Genomic DNA, 16513 nt, shown 5'->3' on the forward strand with positions numbered 1-16513 from the left:
TGGCACACCCGCCCGGCGCAGATCGCAAGGCATTGGGGGCGGTCTACAGCCCCGATGTGGGCGCGATCAGCCCTTCGCGCAGGGCGTAGGCGATCAACTGGGCCACCGAATGCACGTCGAGTTTCTGCATCAGGTTGGTCCGGTGGCGGTCGACGGTCTTGGCGCTGATGCCCAGCACCTGGGCCATTTCCTTGTTGGACCGCCCGGCCACAACCAGGTTCAGCACCTGCCGTTCACGCTCTGACAGCGCCGGGACCGCTGGCGCCTCTTCCAGCATCCTGCGGAACACCTCGGCGACGTGGCGCCTGCCCCGCAGGATGCCGGGCAAGGCGCCAAAGAGTTCGTCATTGTCCTCGCCCTTGGAAAACAGCCCGTCGACACCGCAAGACACCAGTTCGCCGATCTTGCCCGGCGATGTCACGCCGCTCAGCACGACGACGCGGGTCTCCGGCGACCAGCGCCGCGCCTCGATCAGGACCTCCAGCCCGCCCGCCAGCGGCATCTGCACGTCCAGCAGCAACAGCGACGGCCGGTTCTGCCGGATCGCGGCGATGGCGCTCAGCCCGTCGGCGGCCTCGGCCACCACCTTGATGCCCGCCGGTTCGACAAGGCCAGGGCTTTCCAGCGCCGCACGCAGGCCGGACCGGACAATCGCGTGATCGTCCGCTACAACGGCTTGGAAACGGGGCTCTGACATTCGTATGCTCCGCTTGGGGCGCAGGGAGAGGACAACGTGCGGTCAGTCTTAGCACTTTTCCTGGCCTCTTCGATGCTTTTGATCCTGGCGGCCCCACTGCACGCAGAGGCTCCGCCCACACTGGTCCTGGACCCGGAGACGCCCAGTGTCCCCATCGGGGCGCAGATGCGTTTTGCCCCCGGCACAGGCGACACGCTGACCAGCCTGGCAGAGCGCCATTCGGCGGGCCGCCTCTCATCCTCCTTCTCACAGACCGCCGCAAATTTGCATCCCTACCAGCCGCTCTGGGCCGTGGTCGAAATCCAGAGCGGCGCACCGGACGACGGGCGACCGCCGGACGACTGGGTGCTGGCCTCGGACATCTACGGGTTGATTGCGCTGGACGTCGTGCTGGTGCGGCTGGGGGCCGAAACGGAACAAGTGCTGGCGTATGACATCCGCAAGCCCTTTGCCCCCGAGGATTACGCCGTCACGCGGGTTGTCAGCCGCCCCTTCGATCTGCGCCCGGGCGAGCGCGCGCTGATGCTGGTGCGCATGGTCCACGGCACGGTCGAGGCGCTGGACCTCAGTCTGGAACGTGGCGCGGCGGTGCGGGCCAAGGGGTTTGCCAGCGGGCTGTCACTGGCCGGGTTCTATGCCTTTCTCCTGTCCTGCCTCGCCATTTTCGCGGTCTTCAGCGCCTTGATGCGGGCGGGGACCGGCCTGGCCTATGCCGGTCTGTTGCTGCTGGGGCTGGTCTTCGTCGCCTATCTCGACAACTTCCTGTTTCGCTGGCTCTACCCCTCCCGCCCGGGTCTGCATCTGCCCGTCGGTCTGGTGCTGCTGCTGGCGACCACCGGGCTGGGGTTCCTGGCCGCCCTCCTGTCGCTGCGTCTGCCCGGGACACGACCCGCGGTCCTGTGGTTTCCGAGGGCGGGCGCCCTGGCCGCGCTGGCTGCAATCCTTGCCGTTCCTGTTCTGCCGCCCGAGATCATGGCGCCGCTGGCCTATGTGCTGTTGGCCTTGATGCTGGCCGCGCAGGTCTTTGCCGTCTTCCAATGGGACACGCTGGGCGACAGGATGCGCCCCATCCTGCGGCTGATCCCGCTGATCGCGCTGGTCGGCCTTGGCGGTGTCGCGGCCCTTGCCCTGACGCGCAGCCAGGCCGGGGGCCTGTCGATCCCCTGGACGATCAAGGGCACCTACGCGACGCTGGCCTTGGGGATCATGGCCGGCCTCTCTGCCGGGCTGATCGACATGCGCCGCGCCCACACCGCGGCTCTGGCCCGCGAGATGGAGGCCGTCCGCAAAGAGGCCAGGACCACGCGCGACCTGCTGGAGGCGGAACGCAATTTTGCCCGCATGCGGGATCTTGCGGACAGCCGCCGGATGCAGATGGCCAGCATGTCGCATGACATCCGCCAACCGCTGAGCGCCTTGCGCCTGTCGATCGAACGCATGGCCCGCGATGCGCCGCAGGACACGCGGGATCACCTGCAAGAGGCTTTCGACTATATCCAGACGCTGACCGGCGGACAGCTGGACACGGCCCGCGACGAGATCCGGGCCGAAGCAGAAGATGACGCCGCCCCCTACCCCCTGTCGCTGGTGCTGGAGGCCGTCGGCCAGATGTTCCGCGACGAGGCCCGGGCCAAGGGATTGGACCTGCGGATCGTTCCCAGCACGGCCCAGGTGCGGGTTCCAGCGCTGCACCTGATGCGCATCCTGTCGAACCTCGTGTCGAACGCGGTCAAATATACCCGCGCGGGGCGCATCCTTGTCGGGGTCCGGCGGCAAGGGGACGGGCTGGTCCTGCAGGTTCTGGACACGGGTCCGGGCATGACCGAGGATGCGCTGGCGCGGAACATGAAGGCCTGGCAGTCCGGCACGGACAGCAAGGGGCACGGGCTGGGACTGGCCATCTGCCACCAGCTGGCGCGGCAGAACGGGCTTGTCCTGCAGGCCCGATCACGGGTCGGCAAAGGCACGGCCTTTTCGCTGGAAATACCACCGGAGACGCGTTCATGAGACAAGGCCTATCATCCGTCACCCTCGTCCTTGCCCTCTGTTCCGCCCTACCGGCCGGCGCACAGACCGTTGTTCCGGGGGCGGGCGCAGTCAGCCGGGGCGAGGTGGATGCCTTTGTCAGCGCCGATGCCAACAGGGACGGTGTTCTGAACTTTGCTGAATTCCGTGTCTTTGTCCGCCTCATGGCCGCCTCCGGTCAATCGACGGCGGTCACGATCCGCACATTCGGGGCCTACCGCTTGGCCTTTCGCAGGGTCGATGCAAATCGCGACGGGTTGGCCAGCCCGGGTGAGCTGCGGCGGGCCGACGATGGCTTCCGCGCGGAAGGCGGCTAGGCACGAAACAGCCACGCGAATGGGGGATCGGCCCCATGTCTGCGCATAAGGGCGGGGCCTAAGCTGCGGGCGTCCGACAAGGGCATCGCCCAAAGCCGCAGAGGATCCCCCAGATGCGTCCATGCCTGACGCTCGCGCTTATCGGCGCAGTCTTGTCGCAACTTGCCCCGGCGGCTTTGTCGGCAGAGCCGCTGCCCGTTGACCCGGTGCCATTCGAAGATCAGCAAGAGGTTCTGGTCAGCGGCACCTATGCCGCGGAATGGCCTGAAGGGCACCGCCTGGTCGTGACCATCCAGATGGTCACGCCAGACCTCATAACGCTGCAACGGCACAGCTATTCCTCGATCCCCGTGGCCTTTCGCAGGGTGGACAAGAGGCTTTTTCGCGACCGGCAGGGAAACAGCCTGTCGCTGCAGGGCCCCACGCGCATGTCCTGGACAGACCGCAACCAAGAGACCAGCGTGACCTTCCGGCGAGAGACCCGATAGCCATGTATTGAGGCCCATCCACGCAGCGATAGCGGGGGTCTAGCTCACCGCGCGCAACGGCGGCTGTTGGTGGTCGGGCCAGGCCCGCTCTCCGGTGTCACCGACCCGAATGCGCCAGGCCTCTATCAACGCAGTCGCCTCGCGGACGCCAAGCACCCGTCCGCAGGGCTGTGCCGCCGGATGCCGGTCCAGCGCCGCGTCCGCGACCCCCAGCGCGCGTGACAGCTTGCGCCGGCCCGCCTTGTCCAAGCTGCGCAGGCTCCGGTCTCCGATCAACATGGATTCCGCCGGGATCCCCTCGGCGACCAGCAACATGTGCCGCTCTGTCACCACGTGGATATAAGTCACCGGGCGGTCGGCCTGGCGAATGCGCACCTGTGGCAGACCGGTAAATCCCTTTGCGGGACCAAGCAGCGGGTCCGGCCCATGCGGATCAGAGCCGGGAATGCAGATACGGTGCTGTGGCGAGACCTTGAGCCGGCGATGCGGCAGCCCCTCGCCAAAGGCGCCGGGGTCTATCACCACCGGCTGTTGCCCGGCGGCGGGCGACCGATGGCGAGAGCGCAGGATTGTGGCGACTGTCCCGGCCGTGCCCCTGTAGTCCAGCACCTTGGCCCCGGGGCCAAGATCCTGCACCGGAACCCGCCCGCGCGGGGTCAGGATATGTGTGTCCGGGCAGAAACAGATCGTCCCGGTCACGGTCAGATCATAGCCGGTCTGATCGACCGACAGGACGACGGCAATGGCGGACAGCAGGTTCGGCGGCCCCTCTGGATAGACCAGCAGTTTTTCCCCTGTGTCGACGTCTTTCATCACCATGACGTCGACCGCACTGCCCGTCGGAACGACCAAACCCAGCAGATCGATCCCCGGCTGCGCGGTCCCCGACCCCAGCATTTCCACGGTGCGCCCATCCAGCGTCATCTGTTCACCCACGTAGATCTTGCCGTCATTGTCCTCCAGCGCCGCGGGGCCGGAGGTGATGCCGACATCGCTGAGCAGCAGGGTCTGGTTTTCGGAAAAAAAGCTCGCGGACAGCAGGGCGAAATGCAGCACCTGGTATTGCAGTGAGTAGGACATGCAGCGCGATCTTTCCTGACGTGCCCCGGGAAAGAAACGGGACGGACGGTCCAGACGATGCGCGAAGACTGTTGTTATTCGGTTAAACCGGGACCTGACAGAAGGACCAAGGTCCCGCGCAGGCCCCCGGCTCCAACACCGGATACCTGGCCGCTTGAACGGTGGGAAGAAACTGGATCTGTCTCACACCCACGTTCGCGGGCTGCGACATGGCAACGGCCACCCTGTCCGGGACGGGTTGCGCGATGGACAAGGGTCTGACACATCCAAAGCCGGTGACGTGCCAATTGCCCAACCGGTTCCTCTGGATGGGACCAACAGCGCCCCGCACTCGGAGCAAGCACGCCGGGCGCCGAAAACTGACCCCGTGACCTCCGCTGGCCCGGCGGGAATCTGCGACCGCGCTTCATCACCCGGTCATTTTGGTCTGCACCCGGCTATTTTTGGGTTAACTGGGACGGGCAAAGCTGACTATGGTCCCGACAGGGGTCCTTGGCCGCCGATGCTTTGGCCCGCATGCATCATAGCCTTTGAAAGTTGAAACATGTCACAGACCACCTCCGCCACCAAAGCACGCTCTCACCTGGCAGCAGGGGCCAAGCTGGTTGGGGACCTGACGATCCCGGGCCATTTCGAGCTGGTCGGCCATGCCGACGGGCGCATCCGGGCGGATGGAATCACCATCGAGGCCGGCGGCTCTGCCGTCGGAGAACTGCGCGCCGACACGATCGTCGTGACCGGCAAGTTCGAGGGCCAGATCCTGGGCGGCGACGTCAAGCTGAGCGCGGGCGCTCAGGTGTCCGGCGAGATTTCCTACGCGTCCCTGACAATCGAAAGCGGCGCCAACGTGAACTGCAGCTTTTCGCGGGTCGGCACCCAGGGCTGAGGCGACCGGCCGTCGCGGGCCGCCTGACACCGAGAGCGCGCCGGGATGGACAAGCTTTCCGTCATGCAAGCCTTTCGCCGCATCGTCGAGCGCGGCAGCTTTGCCCGTGCGGCCGAGGATCTGGGCGTCTCGCCCGCACTGCTCAGCCGCGAGATCAAACTGCTGGAGCAAAGCCTGGGCAGCACGCTGCTGACACGGACCACCCGGTCGATGTCGCTGACCGATGCCGGGCGGCTCTACTACGATGAGACCAGCGGCATCCTCGATGCCGTGACCCGGGTCGAGACCCGCATCCGCGATGGCGCGGGGGCGGTGCGCGGGCACCTCAGGGTCAATGCCTCCTCCTCTTTCGGACAGGCGGTCATCGCGCCGTTCCTGCCCGATTTCCTGAACGCCTACCCCGACCTCAGGCTGACCCTGTCTTTGGACGACCGTGTGGTGGACATGGTCGAGGGCGGGTTCGACGTCTCGATCCGCATCCGGGCCGCCATGCCGGATTCCGCCCTGGTGGCGCGCAAACTGGGCACGATCCGGCAAAGGATCTTTGCCGCGCCGGCCTACCTGGAACAGGCCGGCACACCACAGACACCCGAAGAGATCGCCGGGCACCGGATCGTCGGGTTCCTGCTGGCCGATCATCTGAACAGCTGGACGTTGCAAGGTGCGGGTGGCACCCGCACCATCGACCTGGACCCGCCCGTGCGCGTCGGCAACAGCCTTGTCCTGCGGGATCTGCTGATCGCGGGCCACGGTATCGGCACCCTGCCCGATTTCATCTCTGACGCGCCCGAGGCGCGCGGAGACTTGGTGCGCATCCTGCCTGACTGGGAGTTGCCCGCGCCCGACATCTTCGCCGTGACCGCGTCTCGGCTGGGGATGGACGCGCGGGTGACGGCCTTTCTGGATCATTTGCGCACGGCACTGCGGGGCTGACATTCTTCAACCGACGTAAAGAATGATTTGCGCGCGGGCCGCTTATTCCGGCGCGCCCGATCACCGATCTTCACGGGCATCACCACACCAAACCCAAGAGGATCCCGATGACCCGCGTTCTTGTTCTTTACTATTCCAGCTATGGCCATGTCCGCGCTCTGGCCGAGGCCGAAGGCGCCCGCAGCGTGCCCGGCACCCTGGTCGACCTGCGTCGCGTGCCGGAAACCGTTCCCGACGACATCCGGCGGAATGCCGGGTTCATCGAGGATCACACGCCGCTGGCCACGCCCGCAGACCTTGAAACCTACGACGCCATCCTGTTCGGCACGCCGACGCTGTTTGGCATGATGGCCGGCCAGATGAAGAGCTTTCTCGACCAGGCGGGCGGGCTTTGGGCGCGCAACGCACTGGTCGGCAAGGTGGCCGGTGTCTTTGCCTCCACCGGCTCGCAGCACGGCGGGCACGAGGCCACGCTGCTGTCCTTCCAGATCCCGCTGCAGCACTTCGGCATGTTGATCGCGGGAATGCCCTACAGCTTTGCCAGGCAGACCACTGCCGAACACATCGTCGGCGGCGCGCCCTACGGTGCCGGAACCATCGCCGGGGCTGACGGATCGCTTGCGCCGACAGAAACCGATCTGGCCGGGGCCCGGTTTCAGGGGGCGCATGTGGCCGGGATCGCCGCCCGCCTTACAGGCGCCGACCGGCAAGGGGAGGCCGCCTGATGTCCACCCTGACCATCGACTTCTTCCATGACGTCGTCTGCTGCTGGTGCTTCAACATCTCGTCGCGGATGCGCGGAATTGCATCCGAGTACGACCTGACGATCCGGCACCGCACCTTTGTCCTTCAGGACAGCCGCGCCGAGATGGCCGCCCGCTGGGGATCGCCGCAGGCGGCCAGGGACACGATCCTGGGCCACTGGTCGGCCTGCCGAGAGCTCAGCGACCGGCCCGAACTGATCGACATCGAGTCGATGCGCGCCGCCGCTTTCGATTATCCCCACGGCCTGACCGCCGCGCTGGGATGCAAGGCGGCAGAGCGGCTGGACGGACAGGAGGGACACTGGCGGATGTTCGACCAGTTGCAGCGCGCGCACCTGTCCGAGGCCCGCAACATCGCCGACCCTGAAACGGTCCTGCAAATCGCACGGGACGCCGGATTCGAGGCGGCGGGTTTTGACCGGCTCTTCGAAGACCCCGAGACCGCAATCGCCGTCGAAGCCGATCGTCAGGTCGCCCGCGCGCTGCAGGTCCGTTCCATCCCCGCGCTCATCATCCGTGACACCGGCACCCGCCTGGTCAATGGCCCGACAGAGGATCTGGCCGCGCAGATCCGTGCCGCGCAGCAGATCCTGGCCTGAATGGAGACCGCCATGCATATCCGCCTTTTCCGCCGCACTGCCCGACCGCCAGAGCTGCGCGGTCTCCCGCCCCAGCTGTTGCGCGACATCGGGCTGCCGCCCTGCCCGTCTCGCCCGCCGTATCGCTATGACCACCGCTGGTGAGCCGCCTGAAAGGACCCCGACCATGTCACGCACCACCGATATTCTCCTGACGGCGCTTGCTCCTGCGATCTGGGGCAGCACCTACCTCGTCACGACCGAGGCCCTGCCGGACGGCTATCCCGTCACGCTGGCCGCACTGCGCGCCCTGCCCGCCGGTCTGCTGCTGCTGACCGTCACGCGCTGCCTGCCGCCGCGCGCCTGGGTGGGCCGCACTTTTCTGCTGGGCAGTCTCAACTTTGCCCTGTTCTGGGTCCTGCTTTTCGTGGCGGCCTACCGGCTGCCCGGAGGTGTCGCCGCGACGCTGGGCGCGGTACAGACCATGATCGTCATCCTGATGGCGCGCGGCTGGCTAGGAACCCCCATCCGCGCCGGGGCCGTGGCCGCCTCGGCGACGGGTGTGATGGGTGTGGCGCTGCTGCTGATCGGCCCCGAGGCCGGGCTGGACCCGATCGGCGTGGCCGCGGGGCTGGGCGGCGCTGCCTCGATGGCGGCGGGCACCGTGCTCAGCCGCAAGTGGCAGCCGCCGGTTTCGGCGCTCAGCTTTACCGCCTGGCAACTGACGGCGGGCGGGCTGATCCTGCTCCCGCTGGCCCTGATCTTCGAGCCGCCGTTGCCGCCACTGACCGCCACCAACCTTGCCGGGCTGACCTGGCTGGGCCTGATCGGCGCCGCCGCGACCTATGTGATCTGGTTCCGGGGCCTCGCACGGATCGAGCCCGGGGCGGTGTCGATGCTGTCGATGATGAGCCCCCTGACCGCCGTGATCCTGGGTTGGGCCTGGCTGGGACAGGCGCTGACGCCGGTGCAAGTGATCGGGGCCGTGATCGTCCTTGGCTCTGTCTGGGCCGGGCAGCGCGCGAACCGTCCACGTGCCGCACCGCTGGGCGCCCCGATCTTGGCGGGGGCGAAACCGTCGGCCTGACAGACGCGCGCGTCTTGTCCTGCCAGCAACAGCCCCCTGGGGCCCCGGCATCGTCCGGGGCCCTTCTTCTTTGCTCAAAGCATCCCCAAGTACGCATTGCACTCCAATGGATACATATGTATACATTAGGACACAGATTTGATCGCGGACGGGCGCATGGAGCATACGGACAACAAGGCACGGCAGGCCGCCGACCCCTACAGCCGGATCGTGGCCGAGATCCGAAAGGGCACAATCCGCCCCGGCGACCGGCTGATCGAAACCGAGCTGGCGGCGAAATACGGCGTCTCTCGGACCCCTGTCCGCGAAGCCGTGCACCGGCTGGAGGCCGACGGCCTGGTGACACATGTCCCGCGCGGCGGGCTGGTCGTCCGCCAACTGGATTACGCCGAGATCACAGAGCTTTACGCCATGCGCGCGGTTCTGGAAGGCACGGCGGCGCGCTTTGCCGCGCGCTCTGTCTCGGACGTCGAGATGGCCGAACTGGCCACCATCAACGACGAAATGCGCGACGCAGACCAGATCGGCGCCGCCTATGAGGCCAACGCCCAATTTCATCGCGTTGTCCTGAACGCGGCCCGCAACCGGTTCCTGATCCGCGCGGTGGAAGCGGTGCAGAAGACCCTGTTGATCCTCGGACGTTCGACGCTGGCCGAAGACACGCGGTTCGAACAGGCCGTGGCCGAACACGACGCGATCCTTCAGGCCCTGCGCGCGCGGGACGAGGACGGGGCCGAACGGCTGATGCGGGAACATATCCAGGCGGCGCTGCAGGTCCGCCTGCGGCAATACCGACGGGAGGTGACGGAATGAGCGGGATCGAAACCGCAGGCTGGGACGTGATCGTGGCGGGCGGCGGCAATGCCGCGCTCTGCGCCGCGATCGAGGCCGCCGAGACCGGCGCACGCGTGCTTGTGCTGGAAGGCGCGCCAAAGGACTATCGCGGCGGCAACTCTCGCCATACCCGCAACTTTCGTTGCATGCATCGCGGTCCGCTGTCGGTGCTGACCGACAGCTATGGCGAGGACGAGTACTTCGACGATCTCATCCGCGTCACCAAGGGAGAGACGGACGAGACGCTGGCCCGCCTGGCAATCCGGCAGTCCGAGGACTGTCTGCCCTGGATGGAACGCCACGGCGTGCGCTTTCAACCCTCGCTTTCGGGCACCCTGTCGCTGAGCCGCACCAACGCCTTTTTCCTGGGCGGCGGCAAGGCGTTGGTCAACGCCTATTACAACACGCTGGAAGACCTGGGCGTAACCGTCCGATACGAGGCCCAGGTGACCCATGTGCACATCGAGAACGGCCAGTTCGAGGCGCTGGACGTCACGCTGGACGGCGAAAGCCTGCGAATCTCGGGCCGGGCGCTGGTGCTGGCCTCGGGCGGGTTCCAGTCGGATATCGACTGGCTGGCACGGGCCTGGGGCTCTTCGGCACGCAACTTCCTGATCCGTGGCACCCGCTATAACCGCGGTGTCGTGCTGGCCGATATGCTGGACCAGGGCGCCGAAAGCGTCGGCGATCCGACGCAATGTCATGCTGTGGCCATCGACGGACGGGCGCCGAAATACGACGGCGGGATCGTCACCCGGCTGGACTGTGTGCCCTTTTCCATCGTCGTCAACCGCGACGGCGACAGGTTCTACGACGAGGGGGAGGACGTCTGGCCGAAACGCTACGCGATCTGGGGCCGGCTGGTGGCCGCGCAGCCCGACCAGGTGGCCTATTCGATCATCGACTCGCGTTCTGTCGAACTCTTCATGCCCTCGGTCTTTCCGCCGGAGAAGGCCGATACCATCGCCGGACTGGCCGACAAGCTGGGTCTGCCCGCCGACAAGCTGGCCGAAACGGTCGAGGCCTTCAACGCAGCCTGCGGCGAGGGCGCGTTTTCGCCCCAGGAACTGGACGGGCTGGCGACCGAGGGGCTGGAGCCGCCCAAGACGAACTGGGCCCGCCCCATCGCCGAGCCCCCCTTTTACGGCTATTCGCTGCGCCCCGGCGTGACCTTCACCTATCTGGGCCTGAAGGTGGACGAAACCGCCCGCGTCAGCGGGCCGGATGGCCGCTATGCCAACATCTGGGCCGCCGGAGAGATGATGGCCGGGTCGATCCTGGGACAGGGCTATCTTGCCGGGTTCGGCATGACCATCGGAACCGTCTTCGGACGCATCGCAGGACAGGAGGCCGCCGCCCATGTCGTTTGACGCCGCCACGCAATCCCCGCAAACCGACACGATCTCGGAGGCGCGCCGCCAGGTCGAGATCTGCAACGCCTGCCGCTATTGCGAAGGGTTCTGCGATGCCTTCCCGGCCATGTTCGCGGAACGGGTCTTTGGCGAGGGGGACATCGTCCAGATCGCCAACCTCTGCCACAACTGCCGGGGCTGCTATTACTCCTGCCAGTATACGGAACCGCATGAATTCGCGCTGAACCTGCCGCAGGCGCTGGCCGATGTGCGGGTCGACAGCTGGGATCGCTACGGCTGGCCCGGCGGGCTGGGGGCGCTGTTCCAAAGGCGCGGGGTCGCGCTGTCGGCCGCGCTGGTTGCGGGGATCGCGCTGCTGTTCCTGGCACAGGCCATGCTGACCCCGGCAAACGGCGAAGGGTTCTACGCGGTGCTGTCCCACACGGTAATGGTGGCGATCTTTCTGCCCGCCTTCCTCTTTCCGATGGTGGTCCTTGCCCTGGGCCTGCGGGCCTACTGGCGCGACGTCGGCGGGGCGCCGGTCCGCTGGACACACCTGCGTCGCGCCGCTCTGCGCGCCGGACAGTTGAAGAACCTCGACGGCGGCCAGGGACAGGGCTGTAACTTTGAAAAGGGCGACCGCTACAGCCAGGCCCGGCGTCATGCACACCAGGCGACGTTCTGGGGGTTCCTGTTGTGCTTCGCCTCCACCTCTTCGGCCACGCTGATGCACTATCTACTGGGTTTGGAGGCGCCCTATGGTCTGTTCAGCCTGCCAAAGTTGCTGGGCGTTCCGGGTGGGCTGCTCCTGACGCTGGGCGCCTTCGGGCTGGCGGGGCTAAAGCTGAAAGCCGACCCCCAGTTGGGCGCGCGCAACGCCTGGGGCGGAGAGATGGCCTTTGTCCTTCTGCTGGGACTGACCGGCCTGACCGGGCTGATCCTCTATGCTGTCAGTGGCAGCGGCGCGGTTCCCGCCATGCTGGCCCTGCACCTGGGCGCGGTGCTGACACTGTTCCTGACCACGCCCTATTCGAAGATGGCGCATGGTTTTTACCGGTTCGCGGCGCTTGTCCGCGACGCGCAGCAACGGCAGGCCTGACAGGGCCTGCCGCCTCAGATCGGCCAGAACAGCAGCAACGCCGGGATGGACACCGCGATCACCAGAACCTCGAGCGGGAGCCCCATGCGCCAGTAATCGGAGAACCGATAGCCACCGGGGCCAAGAATGATGGTGTTATTCTTGTGCCCGATGGGCGTGAGGAAGGCACAGGAGGCCGCGACCGCGACGGCCATCAGAAAGGTATCCGGGTTCGCATCCAGCGTCCGGGCAATCGACAGGCCAATGGGGGCGGCGATCAAAGTCGTCGCGACATTGTTGAGGAAATCCGACATGGTCATCGTTACCAGCATCAGCACCGCAAGGCTGACCCAGGGGGCGCTGTCCGCGGTCAGGACCAGGATCTGCCCGGCCAGCAATTCCGCGCCGCCGGTCCTTTCAAAGGCCTCGGCCAAGGGGATGAGGCTGGCCAGCAGCACGATGACCTTCCATTCGATCGCATTGTAGACCTCGCGCCCGGTGACAAGCCCCAGCACAAGAAAGGCGATCACCGCGCCAGCCAGCGACACGGCCAGCGGCAACAGGCCGGCCACCGCCATCCCGACAGCGGCGACAAAGACGGCAATGGACAGACCGGCCTTGCGGCGCTGGATCACCTCCGTGTGGCGGCCCTCGATGGGCAGGACGCCCAGCCATTCCATGCTGCTTTCGACGTTGCGGGGCGTGCCCAGCAACAACAGCACGTCCCCTGCCCTGACCCGCAGCAGACGCACCCGATCCTGGAATCGCCGCCCTTCGCGTGAGACGCCCAGCAGCGTGACCGCGTGCCGATGCAGCAGGCCGAGGCTGCGCGCGGTATGGCCGTTTATACGCGCATCGTCCGGCACGATGGCCTCGCGCAGGGCAAGGCCCGGCGCGAGAACCCCGCCCTCGTGCTGTTCCGACCCGGCGAACTCCAGCGATGCCTTTCCCATGAAGGCCTCGATGGACTTTGGCTCGCCCTCGACCACCAGGAAATCGCCCGGCTGCAGGGTCTCGCGACTGGCCAGCCCGGGGCGGCGCTTGCCGTGACGGATCAGGCCCAGGATGTGGATGTCCGTATCTTCGGCGGTGGGGTATAGCGACAGGACCGTGATGTCCTTTTCCTCGTCGGACTCGGCGACCTTCAGCTCGGCGACGTAGCGCCCCTTGCGAAAGGCCTGCCCCTGTTCGGCAATCGAGGTCCGCGAGGGCAAAAGCCGCCAGCCGACCAGCGCGACAAAGACGATACCCGCCAGCGCCACCGTCAGCCCCACGGGGGCGAAATCGAACATCGAGAAGGACTGTCCCATGACGTCCTGACGATACTCCGAGATCACGATGTTGGGCGGCGTTCCGATCAGCGTCACCATGCCCCCCAGGATGGTGGCAAAGGACAGCGGCATCAGGCTTTGCCCCGCGGCCCGCTTGGCCTTTTCCGCAGCCTCGACATCCAGCGGCATCAAGAGGGCCAGCGCCGCGACGTTGTTGATGACCGCCGACAGCACCGCGCCCGCGCTGCCGATGATGGCGATATGCAGGGGCAAGGGGCGTTCGGGATCGATGACGCGGCTGGCGATCAGTTCCACCGCCCCGGAGGACGACAGGCCCCGGCTGACGATCAGGACCAGCGCGATGATGGCCACCGCCGAATGCCCGAAGCCCGAAAACACCTCGTCCGAGGGCACGAGGCCAAGGATGGCGCCAAGGGTCAGCGCCCCGAAGGCCACGAGGTCATAGCGCACCCGCCCCCAGACCAGCAGCACGAAGATCACCGCGAACAGGCCTATGATGAGTGTCTGGTCTTCGGGCATCTGCGGAGCCTCTGGCATTGTCGGGCACCGCGACGGGCAGGCCCGTCCCGACGCCTGGCACGGTCGTTCCGCGCCAGCCTAACCGCCGAGTGATCCGGGCACAATTCCAGCCGCGCAGAGACGGCAACAGGCCGCTAGCGGATGCTCGCCCCCCCGAGGAACCCCGCCGCCGCCCGTGCCAGCAAAGCCGAGGCCGCCACGCCGTCGATCAGCGGGATCTTGGTCTGCCGGGCCAGCGCAGGTGTCAGCGGCGCCATGCCCGCACAGCCCAGGATGACACAGCCGGCCCCGTCCTCGGTACGCGCGGCCTCGATCTCGGCCGCGATGCGGGTAACGGTTTCGGGCGCGCCCCGGTCGATGGTCAGGACAGGCAGTCCGCTGGCCCGGACAGAGGCACAGAGGCCGTCAAAACCCGAACGCGCGATATTCTCGTCGATCACGGGGATCGAGACCGGCAAGGAGGTCACGACCGAAAACCGCAGCCCCAGCAGCCGCGCCATGACATAGGAGGCCTGCCCGATCCCCAGCACCGGGCATCCGGCCTGCGCCTGCGCCGCTGCCAACCCGGTGTCGTCGAAACAGGCGATCACGATGGCGTCCGCCCCCTGCTCTTGCGCCGGTCCCAGCCGGGCCAGCAATCCGGGCACCGCTGCCGCGCCGTCCTCGGGGCCTTCGATGGCCGCAGGGCCGTCGCTGTTGGTCATGCCGAAGATATCCGCCCCGGGCAGGGCGACCCGCGCCGTTTCGACGATGCCGTTCGTCATGGCCTCGGTGGCGTTGGGATTGATGTAGACGATCCTCATACGCCCTTTCCCGCATCCGACCCCAGTCGCGCGCGGCGCTTGCCCATGATCCAGGCGCTCAGCAGGAACACCCCGATGATGCCAAGCGAAAACAACGTCGTCAGCGTGCCCAGCGCATAGATCACCGGCGTCGTGACGTTGGTCGTCATGCCGAAGATTTCCAGTGGCAACGTGTTGTAGCTGCCCGCCGTCAGCAATGTGCGTGCGAATTCGTCATAGCTGAGCGTAAAACCAAACAGCGCCACCCCGATCAGCGACGGCGCGATGATCGGCAGGACGACATATCGGATCGTCTGCCAGGCGTTTGCCCCCTGGTCGCGGGCCGCCTCTTCATAGCTTTGGTCGAACCGGTTGAAGACGGCGAACATGATCAAAAGGCCAAAGGGCAACGTCCATGTCAGCTGCGACCCGAACCCGCTGGTGGTCCAATGAATCTTGAGCCCCAGTTGGTTGAAGATCAGGCCAACCCCCAGCGAAATCAGGATCGAGGGGATCACGAGCGAGGTGATGGCCGCGTAGAACAGCAGGCCCGAGCCGAAAAAGCGCTTGCGAAAGGCCAGCCCGGCCATGACCGAGACGACCACCGTCGTCACCATGACCATCAGGCCCAGCCCGAAACTGCGCCGGAAGGCACCCCATATGTCGCCCACGGCCTGTTCCTGGAACAGGTCGCGGAACCAGTGGGTCGACACCCCGTTCATCGGGAAGGTCAGGCCGCCTTTCGGCCCCTGAAAGCTGAGGAGGCCGATGGTCAGGATCGGCCCGTAGAGGAACAGCACGAACAGGCCGAAGAAGGCGGCGAGGACGTAAAAGCTGCGGGGACGTTTTTCCATTGTATCACAGCTCCTTGCGGATGTTGACGAAGCGCAGCAGGATCGCGATCACGATCAGGACCGTGCACAGCAGGACCACCGCTGTCGCCGCCGCCGAAGGGTATTGCAGCAAGGCGATGTCGTTCGAGATCAGCCGCCCGACGTTGGCGCGCTGCGACCCGGACATGAAACGCACGGTGATGAAATCGCCCATCACCAGCGTCACGACAAAGATGGTGCCGATCATGATGCCCGGCTTGGTCAGCGGCAGGATCACGTGCACCAGCGTCTGAAAGCCGCTGGCGCCGTTGTCGCGCGCCGCCTCCAGCAGGGATTTGTCGATGCGCATCATGGTGTTGAAGATCGGGACCACCATGAACAGCGTGTAGAGATGCACAAAGGCCAGGATCACCGAGAAATCGGAATATAGCAGCCACTCCAGCGGCTCGTCGATCACGCCCCAGGAGATCAGCGTCTGGTTGGCGATGCCGTTGCGCCCCAGGAAGGGGATCCACGAGATCATCCGGATGATGTTCGAGGTCCAGAAGGGAATCGTGCAGATCAGGAACAGCGCGATCTGGATGGTCAGGCTGCGGACGTGGAAGGCCAGGAAATAGGCCACGGTAAAGCCGATGGCCAAGGTCAGCGCCCAGGTGATCAGCGCGTATTTCAGCGTCGCGCCAAAGACCTTGTAGGTCACGGGCGATCCGAACAGGAATTCATAGTTGTCGAACTGGAAAGCCGGGTAGATCGAGAATTCCGTCGCGCCCCAAAAGCTGACGACGGCGATCATCACGATGGGCGCGAACAGAAAGGCCAACAGCACGACAGAGAGCGGCATGGCCATCAGCCAGCCCAGGACATGTCGGTTCTTCAAGGGGGTCGCAGCCATCTGGCCTCCGCGGGGGTCTGCCCGGATCGGGATTTGGTCAGGATGACCCCCGGACCGCATGTGGCCCGGGGGTCTG

General features: G+C 66.3%; 18 protein-coding genes. 12 read left to right on the plus strand and 6 right to left on the minus strand.

Translation table 11 applies throughout. The features are described 5' to 3' along the window. Positions 1-43: 43 nt before the first annotated feature. Positions 44-697, minus strand: coding sequence for a LuxR C-terminal-related transcriptional regulator (locus tag KZZ07_RS17775; protein WP_219516182.1), 654 nt, complete (start codon positions 695-697; stop codon positions 44-46). Between the two features lie 36 nt (positions 698-733). Here KZZ07_RS17775 and KZZ07_RS28100 point away from each other — a divergent pair, with 36 nt between their 5' ends. The 3 genes from KZZ07_RS28100 to KZZ07_RS17790 all read left to right on the plus strand — a co-directional run bounded on the left by KZZ07_RS28100 (position 734) and on the right by KZZ07_RS17790 (position 3527). Continuing rightward, on the plus strand, positions 734-2704 hold the full coding sequence (locus KZZ07_RS28100; RefSeq protein ID WP_219516183.1) for a sensor histidine kinase: 1971 nt from the start codon (positions 734-736) through the stop codon (positions 2702-2704). Further along, a complete protein-coding gene (locus KZZ07_RS17785; protein WP_219516184.1) occupies positions 2701-3039 on the plus strand; it encodes a hypothetical protein in 339 nt (112 codons plus the stop codon). Before KZZ07_RS28100 ends, KZZ07_RS17785 begins: the two co-directional genes overlap by 4 nt. Before the next feature lie 113 nt (positions 3040-3152). Further along, positions 3153-3527 carry a hypothetical protein gene (locus KZZ07_RS17790; RefSeq protein WP_219516185.1) on the plus strand — a complete coding sequence of 125 codons (375 nt, stop codon included), beginning with the start codon at positions 3153-3155 and terminating at the stop codon, positions 3525-3527. Between the two features lie 39 nt (positions 3528-3566). Here KZZ07_RS17790 and KZZ07_RS17795 read toward each other — a convergent pair whose 3' ends face one another. Then, the gene (locus KZZ07_RS17795) at positions 3567-4607 is read right to left on the minus strand and encodes a Hint domain-containing protein (protein WP_219516187.1); all 1041 of its coding nucleotides are present in this window, start codon (positions 4605-4607) and stop codon (positions 3567-3569) included. A 544-nt stretch (positions 4608-5151) separates the two neighbouring features. Between KZZ07_RS17795 and KZZ07_RS17800 the strand changes: the two genes are divergently transcribed. The 9 genes from KZZ07_RS17800 (at position 5152) to tcuB (ending at position 12140) form a co-directional block, all read left to right on the plus strand. Then, entirely contained in the window at positions 5152-5493 is a 342-nt protein-coding gene (locus KZZ07_RS17800; RefSeq protein ID WP_219516188.1) for a bactofilin family protein, read from the plus strand. A gap of 45 nt (positions 5494-5538) precedes the next feature. After that, entirely contained in the window at positions 5539-6426 is an 888-nt protein-coding gene (locus KZZ07_RS17805; protein WP_219516189.1) for a LysR family transcriptional regulator, read from the plus strand. Positions 6427-6533: 107 nt separating this feature from the next. Next, on the plus strand, positions 6534-7151 hold the full coding sequence (gene wrbA, locus KZZ07_RS17810) for an NAD(P)H:quinone oxidoreductase (protein WP_219516190.1): 618 nt from the start codon (positions 6534-6536) through the stop codon (positions 7149-7151). Then, on the plus strand, positions 7151-7789 hold the full coding sequence (locus tag KZZ07_RS17815) for a DsbA family oxidoreductase (protein ID WP_219516191.1): 639 nt from the start codon (positions 7151-7153) through the stop codon (positions 7787-7789). Before wrbA ends, KZZ07_RS17815 begins: the two co-directional genes overlap by 1 nt. Positions 7790-7801: 12 nt before the next feature. After that, positions 7802-7933: a hypothetical protein gene (locus KZZ07_RS27765; RefSeq protein WP_255564431.1), complete on the plus strand. Its 132-nt coding sequence runs from the start codon at positions 7802-7804 to the stop codon at positions 7931-7933. A 22-nt stretch (positions 7934-7955) separates the two neighbouring features. Next, positions 7956-8855, plus strand: coding sequence for an EamA family transporter (locus KZZ07_RS17820; RefSeq protein WP_219516192.1), 900 nt, complete (start codon positions 7956-7958; stop codon positions 8853-8855). A gap of 156 nt (positions 8856-9011) precedes the next feature. Further along, entirely contained in the window at positions 9012-9668 is a 657-nt protein-coding gene (locus KZZ07_RS17825) for a GntR family transcriptional regulator (RefSeq protein ID WP_219516193.1), read from the plus strand. Continuing rightward, on the plus strand, positions 9665-11059 hold the full coding sequence (tcuA, locus tag KZZ07_RS17830) for an FAD-dependent tricarballylate dehydrogenase TcuA (protein WP_219516194.1): 1395 nt from the start codon (positions 9665-9667) through the stop codon (positions 11057-11059). Before KZZ07_RS17825 ends, tcuA begins: the two co-directional genes overlap by 4 nt. Beyond that, entirely contained in the window at positions 11049-12140 is a 1092-nt protein-coding gene (gene tcuB, locus KZZ07_RS17835; RefSeq protein ID WP_219516195.1) for a tricarballylate utilization 4Fe-4S protein TcuB, read from the plus strand. Before tcuA ends, tcuB begins: the two co-directional genes overlap by 11 nt. A 14-nt stretch (positions 12141-12154) precedes the next feature. Here tcuB and KZZ07_RS17840 read toward each other — a convergent pair whose 3' ends face one another. The 4 genes from KZZ07_RS17840 to KZZ07_RS17855 all read right to left on the minus strand — a co-directional run bounded on the left by KZZ07_RS17840 (position 12155) and on the right by KZZ07_RS17855 (position 16437). Continuing rightward, positions 12155-13930: an SLC13 family permease gene (locus KZZ07_RS17840; protein WP_219516196.1), complete on the minus strand. Its 1776-nt coding sequence runs from the start codon at positions 13928-13930 to the stop codon at positions 12155-12157. 134 nt (positions 13931-14064) lie between these two features. Further along, positions 14065-14733, minus strand: a complete 669-nt coding sequence (locus KZZ07_RS17845) for an aspartate/glutamate racemase family protein (protein WP_219516197.1) — start codon at positions 14731-14733, stop codon at positions 14065-14067. Next, positions 14730-15566, minus strand: coding sequence for an ABC transporter permease (locus tag KZZ07_RS17850; protein WP_219516198.1), 837 nt, complete (start codon positions 15564-15566; stop codon positions 14730-14732). The genes KZZ07_RS17845 and KZZ07_RS17850 overlap by 4 nt, the downstream gene beginning before the upstream one ends. A 4-nt stretch (positions 15567-15570) precedes the next feature. Then, positions 15571-16437, minus strand: coding sequence for an ABC transporter permease (locus KZZ07_RS17855; protein WP_219516199.1), 867 nt, complete (start codon positions 16435-16437; stop codon positions 15571-15573). Positions 16438-16513: the final 76 nt, after the last annotated feature.

The organism is Mameliella sp. CS4, from assembly GCF_019392335.1.
Lineage (GTDB): Bacteria > Pseudomonadota > Alphaproteobacteria > Rhodobacterales > Rhodobacteraceae > Antarctobacter.

Excerpts from the sequence above, each read along its gene's own strand:
- KZZ07_RS27765 (WP_255564431.1), top strand. The coding sequence starts at position 7,802 with ATGCATATCCGCCTTTTCCGCCGCACTGCCCGACCGCCAGAGCTGCGC.
- KZZ07_RS17790 (WP_219516185.1), top strand. The coding sequence starts at position 3,153 with ATGCGTCCATGCCTGACGCTCGCGCTTATCGGCGCAGTCTTGTCGCAA.
- tcuB (WP_219516195.1), top strand. The coding sequence starts at position 11,049 with ATGTCGTTTGACGCCGCCACGCAATCCCCGCAAACCGACACGATCTCG.
- KZZ07_RS17785 (WP_219516184.1), top strand. The coding sequence starts at position 2,701 with ATGAGACAAGGCCTATCATCCGTCACCCTCGTCCTTGCCCTCTGTTCC.
- KZZ07_RS17820 (WP_219516192.1), top strand. The coding sequence starts at position 7,956 with ATGTCACGCACCACCGATATTCTCCTGACGGCGCTTGCTCCTGCGATC.
- KZZ07_RS17845 (WP_219516197.1), bottom strand. The coding sequence starts at position 14,733 with ATGAGGATCGTCTACATCAATCCCAACGCCACCGAGGCCATGACGAAC.
- KZZ07_RS17795 (WP_219516187.1), bottom strand. The coding sequence starts at position 4,607 with ATGTCCTACTCACTGCAATACCAGGTGCTGCATTTCGCCCTGCTGTCC.
- KZZ07_RS17855 (WP_219516199.1), bottom strand. The coding sequence starts at position 16,437 with ATGGCTGCGACCCCCTTGAAGAACCGACATGTCCTGGGCTGGCTGATG.
- KZZ07_RS17800 (WP_219516188.1), top strand. The coding sequence starts at position 5,152 with ATGTCACAGACCACCTCCGCCACCAAAGCACGCTCTCACCTGGCAGCA.
- wrbA (WP_219516190.1), top strand. The coding sequence starts at position 6,534 with ATGACCCGCGTTCTTGTTCTTTACTATTCCAGCTATGGCCATGTCCGC.
- tcuA (WP_219516194.1), top strand. The coding sequence starts at position 9,665 with ATGAGCGGGATCGAAACCGCAGGCTGGGACGTGATCGTGGCGGGCGGC.
- KZZ07_RS17825 (WP_219516193.1), top strand. The coding sequence starts at position 9,012 with ATGGAGCATACGGACAACAAGGCACGGCAGGCCGCCGACCCCTACAGC.
- KZZ07_RS17815 (WP_219516191.1), top strand. The coding sequence starts at position 7,151 with ATGTCCACCCTGACCATCGACTTCTTCCATGACGTCGTCTGCTGCTGG.
- KZZ07_RS17805 (WP_219516189.1), top strand. The coding sequence starts at position 5,539 with ATGGACAAGCTTTCCGTCATGCAAGCCTTTCGCCGCATCGTCGAGCGC.
- KZZ07_RS17840 (WP_219516196.1), bottom strand. The coding sequence starts at position 13,930 with ATGCCCGAAGACCAGACACTCATCATAGGCCTGTTCGCGGTGATCTTC.
- KZZ07_RS17850 (WP_219516198.1), bottom strand. The coding sequence starts at position 15,566 with ATGGAAAAACGTCCCCGCAGCTTTTACGTCCTCGCCGCCTTCTTCGGC.
- KZZ07_RS17775 (WP_219516182.1), bottom strand. The coding sequence starts at position 697 with ATGTCAGAGCCCCGTTTCCAAGCCGTTGTAGCGGACGATCACGCGATT.